This window comes from Candidatus Acidulodesulfobacterium sp. H_13 (genome assembly GCF_048541835.1).
GTDB lineage: Bacteria > SZUA-79 > SZUA-79 > Acidulodesulfobacterales > Acidulodesulfobacteraceae > QIJE01.
On sequence record NZ_JBLEOY010000001.1, the window covers coordinates 111,647 to 125,638 of the forward strand.

The following is a 13,992-nucleotide window of genomic DNA, read 5'->3' on the forward strand; positions in this document are numbered from 1 at the left end:
CATGTCGGCAAGCGACTATGCCCCTCCAAGTTTAAGACTGCCGAAATAAACTACTTCAAGACCGAACGGATATTGAATACTTCTTTTTACTCTTTTAAGGATAAGCTTATCTTCGTACGCCGTACTGCTCTTTATGGCAGGATTGGAATTAGAGACGACGGTCCTTATGACGTAAAGTCTTAATTCGTCGTGATTAACCGTTTGTTTTATCAGCCGTATCTTCTTAAATTTAATTTCGGACGTAATATCCGCCTTTTCCATTTTTTGAACAAATTTGCTCCTTGCAATCATGGAGAGTGTTCCTTTACCGTAATTAAGAGACATTTTATTCAATGCCATAGAAAGTTCCGTTTTTATCATTAAAGAATTAAAACCGGTAAACTCCCTTACGAAACTTTTGGAAAAATATACTATCTCGCCCGTTCCCACCCTGTTATCAAAGGGTAGATCCTTTAAAACCTGCGCATTGCCGACTTCGTTTACCCTTATAACTATTGGAATTCTGTTTGTTTCATAAGTATAAAAAGAAGTAAAAATAGATATACCGGCTATTAAAAACATTAAAACTACTACTATTTTTAGCATGGTATTCTGCGACTCCAGATCGCCCCATATCTCGTAAAAAAGCCTGCCGTTTCTTTTTTTTCCGTCATCTTTATAATTTAAAAGATTTCCCATAACTCTCTATAATTATTGATTTAATGAGATTAGACTGTTTTTGTGTTAAATACCGCCCGCCGCTGCCTTAGCCACCGTTGCCACTACTTTTTCTCTAATTATATTAAATTTTTCGTGTGCGTTTCCGCTTATACCATCGAATAATTTGCTTATAAAAAACGGAACCGTAACGTTTATAATCATCATAACGATAAACACGGTAACGGCCTCTGCAAACGTGAGCGCTCCTATTATATTTCCCATACCAGTACCGGATGACGGAAGATTTATGGACACCATCTTGCTGAGAATGGTAAAAAAAATAAGTTGTTCGAATGCCGCCATCACTCCCCAGAAGGAAACCTCTATAAACATTTTCATCCATTTTCCGAATACGCCTCTCGTATACGGTATGGATTCTAAACCTAATACTATGGGACATATAGAAAATAACAGCCCTAAAAAAATTAACTGAATTATTGCCATAAACAGTTGAATTACTAAGTATAAAATGTTAAACAAAAACCAGAATATCCCCGTTAAAACCGTTCCGGTTAGAGCGTGCACCGCCCCGGCAAACCATGAAACGGGATTTAAGTTCCACCCTTCTTTTACCGATGAGACACCATTAGACGAAACGGTAGGTATCGATACGGAATGGAGACTGCCGGATATTGAAGAAACTATTTGCGATATCGATCCGCCGATTCCGACAATGTTTTGCTTTATCAGATAAATTTGTATTTTATCGGCAAGGATTAAAATTGCCTGCGCAAAATTGGTTATACCGATTTGTCTCCATGAAAGAAACCCCGCGACTATCAATGCCGTTCTAAAGAATAATCCGTAGTAAGAATAGGTTTTACCATTAAGTTCCGAGATATATCCCTCTAAAAAAGAGAGCACAATGCCGAGAGAAAACAAAAAATAAAACATATACGATACGAAGCCACTAATTTCGAGATCACCATCAAGGGCAGACGGAATAGAATCTATTGAGAGCATGTTTAAATTCTGACCGTTGTTTAACTTAGATATCGAAAACGAAGATTCGTTTAAAACATTACGACTATTAACAATACCTCCGGCGGAATTTGCCGCAGGGGGTATTGTTATGTTGGAAGCGGCAAAGACCGGCACAACGGGGACTAAGCTAAGCGTTAAGATTATTAAGCATAAAAGTAATGAAAAACATCTCATAAACGACTTTAAGTTGAGCATAGATTTAATTTAATTTAGGTTCAATACCCGACTCATATAAGCGACCAAGTTTTTTGCCCGGGAATTTTAAATAGTAGTCCTGTCGTATAAATTTAAACCCGGTTCGGTATCAGTTTGCGGCAAGATTGCGGCGCCTACTTGTTCTTCTTTTATTTTCGTCGCCGATTCTGAGATCTCCATCTGCTTCAGCTGACTCTCTATATATCCTAGATTTTTTAAACTTGCCGCATTTTCTTCTGCGATTAACGTTAAAACCGAGCTTTGATATGCATAATAATTTGTGCTGTTTTTAAGCCTATTTCCGGTAATTTCCCGCATAAATTCATCACCCTCTAATTCGGCTTTATGTGCCCTTGCTGCAGAAATACCGGCATTATAAAGACCTAAAGACGCCGTATCCGACTCAAATCCATTTACTAAGTCGGTGCATCCCCCTACGAGATTTCCGTTGCTATCTATAAAATATCCATTATCGTAAGAGGGACAGTTTATTTTAGGGCTTACGGCACCGCTATTCCCGTCTGCGTTAAAAATAGCTTCTTCGGTAAATAGTTTGGAATCCTTTTCGAGAGATATTTTGTTCAATCTGTTTCCTTCCGAAGCCGAATATCCAGATGTAAAAATGCGAGGACTAACAAAATCGGCGATACCGTCGAGATTTTTAAACTCCATATTTTCGGAGTTTATTGCAGAAATAATATTTTGCGGCAATGATACCGAAATATCGCTCTCCGTCAAATCCTGAGGAATTTGTTTAAAGGCTTCATTTATTCGTTCATTAAGATTATCCATACCGTTTACGGCATTTTTCACGGAATTTACAAGATGGCCGAGCTTATCGTAATTAATAATTATATTTTGATAAGATTCCCGCATTTTAGAGATATCCGCAGTAAGTTTATCTACGGTCGCCATGGCATCGGAAAGCCCCGGACCCGGATTGAAAAACGGTCCTCCCGAGGCTCCCGGTGCATATCCTACGGTTCCGGCAAGCCCCTGAAGGGCTGAAAAAGCACTGCCGGCAGCGGTTTCCACCGACTGAATCTGTTCCGAAATAGCCCCTATATCTGGAATTGGAATACTCATTCCGTGAGATACTCCGGTATAACATATACCCGCGATAGATATAATTACTAAAAATGGCAAAAATATTTTTTTCTTTCTGTTTTTATTTCGTTTCATAATGTTTTTTAAATTTTGCGTTATTTCAAACCGTAATCCCGTAAGGACCATTGGGATATTTTTCTGCAAGTATGTACAATCTGTCTTTTAATGATTTATCCGGATATGCTTCCTCTACAAGCTTTTCTATTTCTTCGTCTTCGGATGATTTACAATAGAGCCAATATTCAAAGGGGCTCGGCGTATTCCTTATTACCGAAGAATCCGTCCCGAATTTTAAAAAATATTCGGCATAATGTCCCTTCACAACTTTAAGGTTTTTTACTATATTTATCTCTCTTTTGCTTAGTCCGCAGGCGATTAAATCGCTACCCGAGACATTGCCGTCCAATTGACAAAATATCTTTACGGACGAGTTTTCTATAATGCTTCTACCGACGGTTCCGGCTTTTAGTAAGTCACCCGGCTCTTGAGTTATAGTCCACACCATTGAACCCCATTTGGCGGATATTTTATAGAGATGCATTATTAGTTCCGAAATCTTAGGATCGCTCATAAACTCCCAACATTCATCATAAAAGAAAAAAACCCTCGCCGACTTGTCATACATTTTTTTGAAGGAAAGATTTTTTATTATCGCGAACACGACCTTTTGTAAGTCATCGTGCCCTTTTAGTTTCTGCAAATCAAAAATGACAATTTTATTATTTATATCTATACCTTTTTTTCTATTCAGCAAAATACTGTAAGGCGAAGAAACGTCTGTCCATTGAAAGAGGCCCTTTCCCATTTCCAGCGCCCTTTTTTTATCTGAAGCATCTCTAGCTTCGTTATAATCGAATAAGATGTTATTTATGTCGGAAATTACGGGCATATCGCCGTCGTCCATTATCCCGTCGTAAGCAGACCGAATAGCGCGCGTTATAATAGTTTTATCGTTTGGAGACAGATTTTTTTCAGGCTCGACCATTAAGCCTATGATTCCGGTTAGAAACACCATTATATCCGGATCGAATATTTCTTCCCCGTTTACATTTTTAACCGCATACTTTTTAGGGGGAAAGGGATTAATGCAGTAACTGCCATCCATATCGAGCTCTATGTAGTCTCCATTAAATATTTTACAGAACTTCTTATACGTGCCACCTATATCTACACCTATTATGTGATAATTTTCACCGGATATATAAAAATCGGAAAGAAATCCGTTAAGCATAAAACCCTTTCCACTTCTGGTTTTACCGAAAACTATCCCATGTTTAGACGGCAGCGGGTTGTTGTAAAGGTCTAATTTTACCGCTTCGCCCCTATTATTAATCAACGGCACCGCGCACCTTTCCGTTCCCCTGAAGCCTTCGTGTAAAGGAAAAAATGCCGCCGCAGGCAATGAAATAGCCGTTTTAAAACGCCTGTTAAAACGAGCTTGCCCAGGAAGAAACGAGAAAAACAGATTATGGTGCTCCATATTATCTACAATGCCTTCCATTCCGTCGTAATTTTTAAACGCTTCCAATATTTTTGCCGCACGCAAGCCAAGTTCTTCCGGTTTTTTGGATTTGATTCTTACACATAAGGAAAATTCGACAATCTTTTTTTGCATTTTGGAAACGGATTTCAAAAAATCGTCTAACTGCTCCGTTATATTTGCCCCCTTATAATCGATATATCCTCCGCCTACGGCTTCGGTGAGGCTTGCCTTAATGTTTCTATCCGTCTGTATTTTTTCTATCGTTCTGTCCTGATCCGGTATATTATAAGCTACGGAAATATCGTAAGGAAAAACACTACTATAATTTTCAGAACTGCCGAAACCGGAAGCATAGGCGGAATTACTTATATTTAAAAGGGACGTTATCCCTAAAGCAGTGATATGTGTCGGCAATCCGTGCATATTTATAAATTTATAGTAATAATCGTCTATATAGAAATAATCTCTCTCAATTTTTGCGTGGGAATATATTAATCGGCTCCTAAATGTCGTTTCATCCGATATATCTTCCCATTTCGGCGCACCCACTGCAATTGACCTTTCCGGATTTAATTCCTTATAAAAATAATCCGTAAGCTCCTGATTGCCCATTTTCTTTAAACCTATATTTAGCCTCGAGGATATAAAACTAAGGTTATTTTCTATATTTTCAAATCTTTTTTCGATTAATTTCCAATCTATTTCGGTATTTTTCTTTGAAACAGAATTTATAACATTAGAAACATTGATTTTAAAAAAGCCGGAAGCATAAATGGAAAGTTTGGATAAAAAACCGTCACCGGCTTTTTCCTTTAATCTTAAACCGTTCAAGGAACAAAAAAGATAAATTTTAATATTCTTTATACTTGTTTCTCTTAGAGACTTAAGCTTATCTTCCTTTATATACCTAAAACCTTCCGGGGGTATTGACGACCTTTCGTAATTGGATATAAATTCGTTATTTTTGTCTTCTATTTTATATATCCATTGAAGGCTTACGTTCTCGTCTAAGAGATTGAGCAAGATATCGTTTACGTATGCCGCGTCATTGACCACTTCGTCTTCGGAGAGGTAATAGTCAAATCCTCTTACTTTAAAACCGACGGTAACGGAACCGTCTATTCCGACGATAATTTTATCGTAAATAGACAAAAGATTGACATAGCTATTAAAAGATTCGTTCTTGTTTATAGTTTTAACAACTGTTTTCATTAGCATTATATCTGCCCCGCAAATTTATGGATTAGGATTTATATGATTTTTATCCGCTTCCGCAACAAAAAGTATTTTATTTGCAAAAAGAAACGACAAAAGTGAAGTCGTATAGAAGTCCGGCTTGCCTTTTTTATATTTTCTTAAAAAAATTAAAAAAGATATGTCAATTAATATCGCAAGAATAACAACTTTTTTTAGTATAAGAATAGAGGCCATCGTAAAGAATATAAATAGTCCCCAGTCGTAAATCTCTAATCCAAATCTGGTGATCCTGCCATATATTTTATCGTGAATTTTAAATTCGGTATAATTATCGTCTTTCATTATGGCTGTCCCACCGTCGTTGCTCCGTTTCCGGCTCCGATATTCATTCCGCCGGCAGAACCGCCGGCACTCTGAACGATGCCGAGTATGGCTCCGGTTATAGTGGGCGCAAGCATAACTCCGGTACCGGCTGCCGCCGTTACAAATGCTTTCCTTGCGGCATCCGGTTTGTGCTGCTTTATATCATAAAATCCCTTTATGAGACCCAGTGTAAGCGTAGCCGGAGCAAGTCTATAGCAAATCCACGTAGTAGCCTCGTTTAATATGCCTGACGCCCCTATTCCCAGCGAGCCCTGATTTAAATTTATAAATGCAAACGCATGAGAACTCAAAGACAAAACGGAACCGAAAATAAAAAACGATATAAAAATTCTTTCCATGGTGTTTTTCCTCTTGAGATCAAATTTTTTCCGATAAAAAAAACCCGATTGTATTTCAACCGCAACTGAGATAGAGTACTCGTTCAACAGGTTCAAACAGTAGACGATTTTATTTTTTTTCGACATCCTCTTCCTCCAATTAAATTTTAGATTAAATTTATAATTCCAAACTGATTTTAAGATATTTATATCATTTTAATGTTTAAATATTATGAAAAATATATTAAAAGCAGGTTAATTTAATATTGCATTCCGGTTACAAAAAAGTATAAAGGATCTGCTATATGCAATATTGCATAACAAACGAAGCCTGAATTTAATATAAATTTAATCAAATTGAAACAAAAACATCATGAAATTGTAATGTTATTATGATTAAATAAAAACTCAATTTGATAATATAATCTTAACATTTGACGGAGGTAACGCTATGAAAGCAAAAACATCTGCTGAAAACAGAAGAAAAAGATTAAAGGCAAAGTCAAAACTAAAAAGTTTTCAAGAATTTGTAGACGACACATGCGCCGCATTATCTAAAAGAAGAGAAATTGAAGAACTAATGGGGCGCGTTATCATATTAAAGTCGAATGATGTTTTAAGGGAGATAGAAATAAAGGACAAAAACAACAAGATCTTAATGAATAAAAAAGACGAGGTGAAAACTGCGAATGCAAACGATATGAATATGAACAGCAAACAAGAAGACAACGAAAAAAAAGAGAAAGAGGAAGAAACTTTAAATACTTTAAGGTATGCAGAAGACTACGAGTAAAAATAAGATTTTCCGCATAATTTCCTTAACGGAAATAGCATTGAACGAAATATCCAATATGGCTAAGGCAGGAAATTTGCGCTCTATATCTCAAAATATAACTTAAAAAATATTCCGGCGATACCGGAGCATTGCGGAAGGGACAAGAATGGGAGATAAGATTTTCTATAAACGGTTTCTATACTTCAAAAATAATCTTTTTAAAAAAGTATTTTTAGGAACGACATTTACCCTTATTCTTGCTATCAAGTCCCCATTTTTTCCACCGAAAATCCCGATATCGCCGATATTTTTAAAAGTTATGATTTTACCGTCAATCAATATGTCATTAGCATTGAATTTCAACGATATTTCCTCGTTAGCCCTAATTCTCCCCAAACCGTTGCAATTTTGACATTTATACATAAACACATCGCCGTAACCGTTGCAATTCTGACATATCTCATCTAAATTAGTTTCAGGATTTTTAGTAACACCGTAACCGTTGCACCGAATACAGGATACGGCAAGCGTACCGGGTTGCTTCCCTTCCCCCTCGCATTCCGGACAGACGATGTATCTTGTTACTTTGAATGTCTTAATAATAGATTCATCGTCAACAAGGTTATCTGCGTTGGATTGGGCGTAGTTAGCCTGTCCGGTGATAGAATCGGCAAAGTAGGCATCTATGAATATATTCGCCCCGTCCCTTAATCTTTTTCTACAAGAAGTTGCCACATCTGCCGTTCCGGCTCTTTCATTAGGCTGTTTGTACTGTTTGTCGTAAGATTCTCTTAAAAACGGGTTGGAAAGGGTTTTATATGCCTCGTTTATATCTAAAAATTTACCCGTATTTTCTTTATTCTTATCCGGATGGAAGATCGAAGCAAGCCTGCGGTAACTTGTTTTAATTAATTCTTCGCTTGCATTTTTCTCAATCTCTAATATTGCGTAATAATTCTTCATATATCACGAATACGCGCTCATCAAAAAAGATCTCAATGCGCGTCAGTGCCGTAATTGGCAATTTTTTAATTAACCTATGGGGGTATTTTCGAAGTCTTGTATTGCTATTCTAAGATATTCAGGTATTCTACGAGGCTTAAAGTCCTTGTTGCTTACACATACCAAAACAGTATTGCCCTTTGCTATCCGAATTTTTCCGCCATTTTTTTCTTTCACTACTTCATATAAAAAATTAAAGCTTGAATTCCTGACATATTCTATTTTTGTGAATATTCTTAAATCATCGTCGTAACGTGCTGGGTTATAATATTTACAGTTAGATTCCACTACCATAAAATAAAATCCGTTTTCTTCAATATCAACATAGTTATGCCCGATATTTTTAAGATACTCCGTTCTCGCCACCTCGAAAAAGACAAAATATTTGCCGTAATAAACGACAGACATTGCATCCGTCTCTTCATATCGCACCTTTAATTCGGTATAAAATTTAAAATTATCCAAGTTTTATATATTCCTTCATTTTTTCGTAAAGTAAGTTTTTATTTATCGGTTTTTCTACAAAACCGTTAAAACCTAAAGACAATAGGTGTTCTTTATTGCCCGTCATAGCGTGGGCGGTTACTGCAATAACCGGAATATTCCTTGTTGCGTCGGACTCTTTAAGCCTTTTAAAGACTTCAATGCCGTCTATTCCCGGAAGACCTATGTCTAATAAAATTAAAGATATGTCTAAGTTTTCGCCTATTATTTTCAAGGCTTCGTATCCGTCAAACGCTGTTGTTATATTGAGATTAAAGGGCTCTAACAGTGCCTTCAAAAGGTCCATATTAATACTATTATCCTCTACAATAATAACTTTATACTGCATACCCTTGCCTCGCAAAAAATATACAAAATCATTCTATTGATTTTCAATTTACCTCGACTACCGCATTACCGCCGCGGTTTTTGACATCGCATAATCTGTTGTAAATCTTAGAAATAAGTTCTTCAGGGGATTTTCCGTCTTTAGGAAAAGAGGCTACCACAAATGATGCAGTCAGCTTTCCGGATTTTAATTCTTCTTCTTTATAAAACGGATAATCTTTTATAACCTTGCAAAACCTGTGCGATACGTTAACAGCTGCTCCCTTTAACGTATTATTAAGGATCAATGCAAATTCGTCATAACCAAACCTTACTATTACATCAGAACCCCTCAAAAATTTTTTCAACATTTCGGCAATCTTTTTAAGAACGATATCCGAATGAAAGTTGCCCGCGATATCGCAATATTCTTTAAAATTATCTATATCCAAAAAAACTACACTGAATACTATATTGTATCGTTTAGCCCTACTAACTTCCTGCGCAAGCCTTATATTAAAATAGTTATGATCCAAAAGCCCGGTAATTTCATCGAATAGCCCTGCTCTTTGCGGATATAGAATCTCCAGTTCCCTTATGGAACGACTCAATTCTTCTGCCGAAAAGGCTTTTTTCCCGATTACTCTTTCAATATTGCCGGAAAGCCTCAGCCTTTCTTCGACGGACAGATCCTTTGAGGTAATAATAAATATAGGGACTTGAGCCGATACAGGATGTTTTTTAATATTTTTCGCAACCTCGAATCCATCAATATCCGGCATGACCAAATCAAGCAATATTAAATCCGGCTTCAGCTCTATCGCCATCTTAAGTCCTTCCTCTCCGCTATATGCATGAAGTAGATTAAAACCTTCCGGCGTTAGGATTTTTTCAATCATTTTATGGACGACTGCTTCATCGTCAATTAATAAAATATTTACCTGCCTCCTTTTTCTTTTTGAAGTGAGCGTAAACTGAGACAGGGTTTGAATAAGTGTTTCCCTGCCTATAGGCTTTATAAGATAATCCGTTGCCCCAAGTGCAAACCCGAGGTCCTTATTATCTATAATACTCGTTATGATGGTGGGTATATTTTTTGTTTCTTTATCTGATTTTAGTTTGCTTAAAACCTCCCATCCGTCTTTTTTAGGTATCATTATATCTAAAAGTATGGCAAAAGGCTTTAGGCTCTTCGCCTTTTCTATTGCCTCAATACCGTCGTAAGCATGAGCTACGGAATATCCCGATTTGACTAAATTTATAGTAAAAAGCTCCGACGTAGGCCTGTCGTCCTCGACGACAAGAACAAGGGGTTTGTTCCTTCTGATATTATTGTCTCTGAAAAAGGCCTTTGCGTCTACGGTTATCAGAGTATCTTCTGCTTTATCCAATTGTTGCGGAGACAGGGCGGTTTTGAGGGGATTGGGGAGTGTGAATGTAAAATTAGTAATTCCGTCTTGAACGGATTCAAAATCTATATGCCCGCCGTGAAGTTCGATAATTTTTTTAGTAAGCGCCAGTCCAAGACCGGTACCCTCGTACTGTCTTGAATAATTGCCGTCCGCCTGGACGAATTCCTCAAATATTTTATTTTTAAAATCTTCGCTAATACCTATACCCCTGTTAACGACTTCTAATCGAACATACTCAAACACCTTGTCTTCGGAATTATCATATCTCTTTGACCTGAAGTTGGATGCGGTTTTAATGTCGAACGAGGGAAGGATATTTTTGCATACTATTTTTATTTCCGTATTTTCAAAGGAAAACTTAACGGCATTGCTCAATAAATTATACATTATCTGCTTGAATTTAATTCTGTCGGAATATAGTTTATAGTCTTTCCCGCAATTGTTGTCGATAGAGATAGAAATGTTTTTCTTGTCTGCAAGGGACTGCAAGACTAATATAACCTCACCCAAGGCCTCATTTAACGGAAACACCGAATATTCCAAAGAAAACATCCCTGCCTCTATTTTTGAGATGTCGAGTATATTATTTATCAACTGAAGCAGATGCTTTCCGGATATTAAAATATTATTAATGTATTTTTTGTATTTTTCGCTCAAATCGACCGAATCTACAAGCAGGTCGGAATAGCCTATGATAGCGTTAAGAGGCGTCCTTAGTTCGTGGGACATATTCGCGATAAATTTAGATTTTAACTCATTTGCCCTTGCAAGCTCCTTATTACTTTTCTCAAGCTGCTTTGTCCTTTCTATAACTTTATACTCGAGACTTTCATTAAGCTCTTTAAGCTTATTTTCATGGATCCTTTTTTCGGTAATATCTTTAGATATTCCGATTGTCCCGATTATTTCACCGGCTTTGTTTAAAATACGAGATATAGTGAGGGAAATGTCAATGACAGTTCCATCCTTTTTTTTTAGAACGGTTTCATGATTCGCGATAAATTCATCATTTTTAAGTTTTTCAAAAATATCGCTCCTTTCTTCCGGATTAATATAAAAATCGGAGGCTTTTTTTCCGATGACCTCTCTTTTAGAATAACCGAGTATATTCTCTCCGCCTTTATTAAACTCGGTAATAATCCCGCGACAATCGGTAACCATTATCATATCGAATGAATCGTCAAGGATATTCTGAAAGTATGCCTTCCCTTCCTTCAATTGACTGATGACGTTCTCTTTGTCTATCTGGCTTTTATGTTTATCATAAAGAAGATCGTAAATTAATTTAGAGCTGATTGAGTTGATTATCTCTACTTCACGATCGTGAAGAGCCATAAGTTCCGGCAGCTCCAGTTCTGTTTTTCCGGTTAAATTCAAAATTATATTAAAATTTATGCCGTTATCTTTTACTTCTTTTATGGTCTTAAAACATCTGATATTTATTTTTTTTGCATATAAAACTCCTTCTTTTGTTAAATTTCTGGCTACAAGAGCGACCGTTACGACGTTTTTGTCGTCCAAAAACATTTCCATGAGAGTTTTAGCGGCATTTCCGCCACCGTAAATCAGTATCTTAGCCATAACGCCATTTATAAAATTGCTATCTTTTTTCAAACTAAATAAAAATCTCCTTTAATCATAGATAATTTTATCTTACAGATCCTTTTCTAATAGAATGCCGATTTTTTCCATCAATGAGCTTTTTTCTATAGGTTTTGTTGCATAATCGTCCGCACCCGCGGCAAAACTTTTGTCCACAGCTTCGCTGCTGCTTAACGCACTGAGCATTAATATCGGGATTCTCTCGTAAATCTTACGTATTGCTTTAAGAACGTCTATTCCGTTAATCTTTGGAATCATAATGTCTATTATTATAAGGTCAAAAATGCAATCGTCCGTTATTTTATCTAATGCTTCTTTGCCATTTTCAGCTATAACTACGCCGGCATCTAATGAAGACTGGATGATGATTTTTAAAAGTTCCGAATGCATCTTGTTATCTTCGACAATAAGTATGCGCTTATAAGAATTACCTACTTTATGCAATGAATTTATCATAATTCTTAATTATTTTAAATTTATGCCGTTACATTACTTCAAGCAACACGTTAGATATATTCTTACTACATATTAGACCTATTTTCTATTTCCTCTGCATTTGTCTTGCAAATAATGCACATAGTCGCCTCCGGTCTCGATTCTAATCGCTTTTCCGATATCTCTCCGCTACAACCTTCGCATATGCCGTATGTTCCGTTTTCTATCCTTTTTAACGCTTCCTCTATTTTAGGTATAAGTTTCCTTTCTCTGTCTCTTATTCTTAATTCGAAGTTTCTATCGGATTCCAGCGTGGCTCTATCGGTAGGATCTGGAAAATTATCATCTTCTTTCGTCATCGTATCAACGGTTTTTAGGGCTTCGTTCAGCAAAGATTCCAATTTTTTATTAAGTACCGTTTTAAAATATAATAATCTTTCTTCTGTCACCGGCGGTTTTCCTCTATATTCTCCATTAATTTATTTTTTAGCAAGCACAATTATATCATATTTTTATGATTACTATTAATAAAATTTTATTATATTATAGTCATTAATCCTTTGAGCGGGAATAAACCCAGCATCTTTAATAAGCCCTACCATCATTTTCTCATCTATCGTACTATTGGACGTACCGGCGGCTTTAACTACATTTTCTTCTATCATGGTTGAGCCCATATCGTTAGCGCCGAAACTTAAAGCGACCTGACCCATTTTTGCGCCCTGCGTAACCCATGACGCCTGAATATTATCGAAATTATCTAAAACTATCCTTGAAATAGCAAGCACCTTGAGATAATAATGTCCGTAAACCCCTCTGGGATTCAACGCCGTATTTTTGCCCTGAAAACTCCATGGAATAAAGGCTTTAAAACCGCCGGTTCTGTCTTGAAGATTCCGTAGCTTAAAAAGATGCCCGATTATATCTTCGTCGGTCTCTACGGTTCCGAACATCATGGTTGCAGACGAATTCAACCCGGATAGATGTACTTCCTCCATGACCCCTAACCACTCATCGACGTTAATCTTATTTGGGCTAATCTTTCTCCTTACCTTATCAGATAATATTTCTGCACCGCCGCCCGGCACGGAAGAAAGCCCCGCTTTTTTCAAAAGACGAATTACTTCTTTGACAGTAATACCGCTTAAGTCCGCAAAATAAGCAATCTCGGGGGGAGAAAAGGCGTGAATGTGGATATCGAATTTACCCTTAATTTCACGCAAGAGGGTTAGATAATAATCAAAATCGAGAGCCGGATTTAACCCTCCCTGAAGTAAAATCTGGGATCCGCACAACTCTTTAGTTTCCCTAATTTTGTCGAATATTTCCTCCATAGACAGAACATAAGCATCTTTGGATCCCGGTTTTCTATAAAATGCGCAAAATTTGCACTCCGACGTGCATACATTGGTATAATTTATATTTCTGTCTACTATAAAGGTAACAATATTTTTAGGATGTTTATATTTTCTATAGTCGTCTGCCATTTTTCCCAACTCAAGCAGGTTCTTATTTCTAAATAGATAGAGCGCTTCGCTATTGCTTATTCTCGCCTGCATTTCTTTATTCACCGTTTTATTTTTTCTCATT

Annotated in this window: 15 protein-coding genes; 2 read left to right on the forward strand and 13 right to left on the reverse strand. The window is 36.7% G+C overall.

The window, feature by feature from the left end; all coding sequences use genetic code 11:
* Positions 1–15: 15 nt before the first annotated feature.
* Together ACMCNP_RS00555 and ACMCNP_RS00560 are read right to left on the reverse strand one after the other, a co-directional pair.
* The gene (locus ACMCNP_RS00555; protein WP_419312361.1) at positions 16–678 is read right to left on the reverse strand and encodes a hypothetical protein; all 663 of its coding nucleotides are present in this window, start codon (positions 676–678) and stop codon (positions 16–18) included.
* Between the two features lie 45 nt (positions 679–723).
* Complete coding sequence (locus ACMCNP_RS00560) at positions 724–1,662, reverse strand: hypothetical protein (RefSeq protein ID WP_419312364.1); 939 nt, start codon at positions 1,660–1,662, stop codon at positions 724–726.
* A gap of 16 nt (positions 1,663–1,678) precedes the next feature.
* Here ACMCNP_RS00560 and ACMCNP_RS00565 point away from each other — a divergent pair, with 16 nt between their 5' ends.
* A complete protein-coding gene (locus tag ACMCNP_RS00565; RefSeq protein WP_419312367.1) occupies positions 1,679–1,891 on the forward strand; it encodes a hypothetical protein in 213 nt (70 codons plus the stop codon).
* 53 nt (positions 1,892–1,944) lie between these two features.
* Here the strand turns inward: ACMCNP_RS00565 and ACMCNP_RS00570 are convergent, their stop codons facing one another.
* From ACMCNP_RS00570 to ACMCNP_RS00585, 4 genes are all read right to left on the reverse strand, one after another.
* Positions 1,945–2,964, reverse strand: a complete 1,020-nt coding sequence (locus ACMCNP_RS00570; RefSeq protein WP_419312370.1) for a hypothetical protein — start codon at positions 2,962–2,964, stop codon at positions 1,945–1,947.
* 121 nt (positions 2,965–3,085) lie between these two features.
* A complete protein-coding gene (locus ACMCNP_RS00575; protein WP_419312373.1) occupies positions 3,086–5,680 on the reverse strand; it encodes a VirB4 family type IV secretion system protein in 2,595 nt (864 codons plus the stop codon).
* A gap of 24 nt (positions 5,681–5,704) precedes the next feature.
* Positions 5,705–6,007, reverse strand: a complete 303-nt coding sequence (locus ACMCNP_RS00580) for a hypothetical protein (RefSeq protein WP_419312375.1) — start codon at positions 6,005–6,007, stop codon at positions 5,705–5,707.
* Positions 6,007–6,513, reverse strand: a complete 507-nt coding sequence (locus ACMCNP_RS00585) for a hypothetical protein (RefSeq protein ID WP_419312378.1) — start codon at positions 6,511–6,513, stop codon at positions 6,007–6,009. Before ACMCNP_RS00585 ends, ACMCNP_RS00580 begins: the two co-directional genes overlap by 1 nt.
* A 304-nt stretch (positions 6,514–6,817) precedes the next feature.
* On the opposite strand from ACMCNP_RS00585, the gene ACMCNP_RS00590 reads away from it, so the two are divergent.
* Positions 6,818–7,159, forward strand: coding sequence for a hypothetical protein (locus tag ACMCNP_RS00590; protein WP_419312381.1), 342 nt, complete (start codon positions 6,818–6,820; stop codon positions 7,157–7,159).
* Between the two features lie 165 nt (positions 7,160–7,324).
* Here ACMCNP_RS00590 and ACMCNP_RS00595 read toward each other — a convergent pair whose 3' ends face one another.
* The 7 genes from ACMCNP_RS00595 to mqnC form a co-directional block, all read right to left on the reverse strand.
* Positions 7,325–8,104, reverse strand: a complete 780-nt coding sequence (locus ACMCNP_RS00595; protein ID WP_419312384.1) for a DnaJ domain-containing protein — start codon at positions 8,102–8,104, stop codon at positions 7,325–7,327.
* Positions 8,105–8,173: 69 nt separating this feature from the next.
* Complete coding sequence (locus ACMCNP_RS00600; protein WP_419312387.1) at positions 8,174–8,608, reverse strand: acyl-CoA thioesterase; 435 nt, start codon at positions 8,606–8,608, stop codon at positions 8,174–8,176.
* Positions 8,601–8,975, reverse strand: coding sequence for a response regulator (locus ACMCNP_RS00605; RefSeq protein WP_419312390.1), 375 nt, complete (start codon positions 8,973–8,975; stop codon positions 8,601–8,603). Before ACMCNP_RS00605 ends, ACMCNP_RS00600 begins: the two co-directional genes overlap by 8 nt.
* 43 nt (positions 8,976–9,018) lie before the next feature.
* On the reverse strand, positions 9,019–11,979 hold the full coding sequence (locus ACMCNP_RS00610) for a response regulator (RefSeq protein WP_419312393.1): 2,961 nt from the start codon (positions 11,977–11,979) through the stop codon (positions 9,019–9,021).
* Between the two features lie 39 nt (positions 11,980–12,018).
* Positions 12,019–12,423, reverse strand: a complete 405-nt coding sequence (locus ACMCNP_RS00615; RefSeq protein WP_419312397.1) for a response regulator — start codon at positions 12,421–12,423, stop codon at positions 12,019–12,021.
* A gap of 65 nt (positions 12,424–12,488) precedes the next feature.
* The gene (gene dksA / locus ACMCNP_RS00620; RefSeq protein ID WP_419312400.1) at positions 12,489–12,851 is read right to left on the reverse strand and encodes an RNA polymerase-binding protein DksA; all 363 of its coding nucleotides are present in this window, start codon (positions 12,849–12,851) and stop codon (positions 12,489–12,491) included.
* 75 nt (positions 12,852–12,926) lie between these two features.
* On the reverse strand, positions 12,927–13,991 hold the full coding sequence (gene mqnC / locus ACMCNP_RS00625) for a cyclic dehypoxanthinyl futalosine synthase (protein WP_419312403.1): 1,065 nt from the start codon (positions 13,989–13,991) through the stop codon (positions 12,927–12,929).
* Position 13,992: the final 1 nt, after the last annotated feature.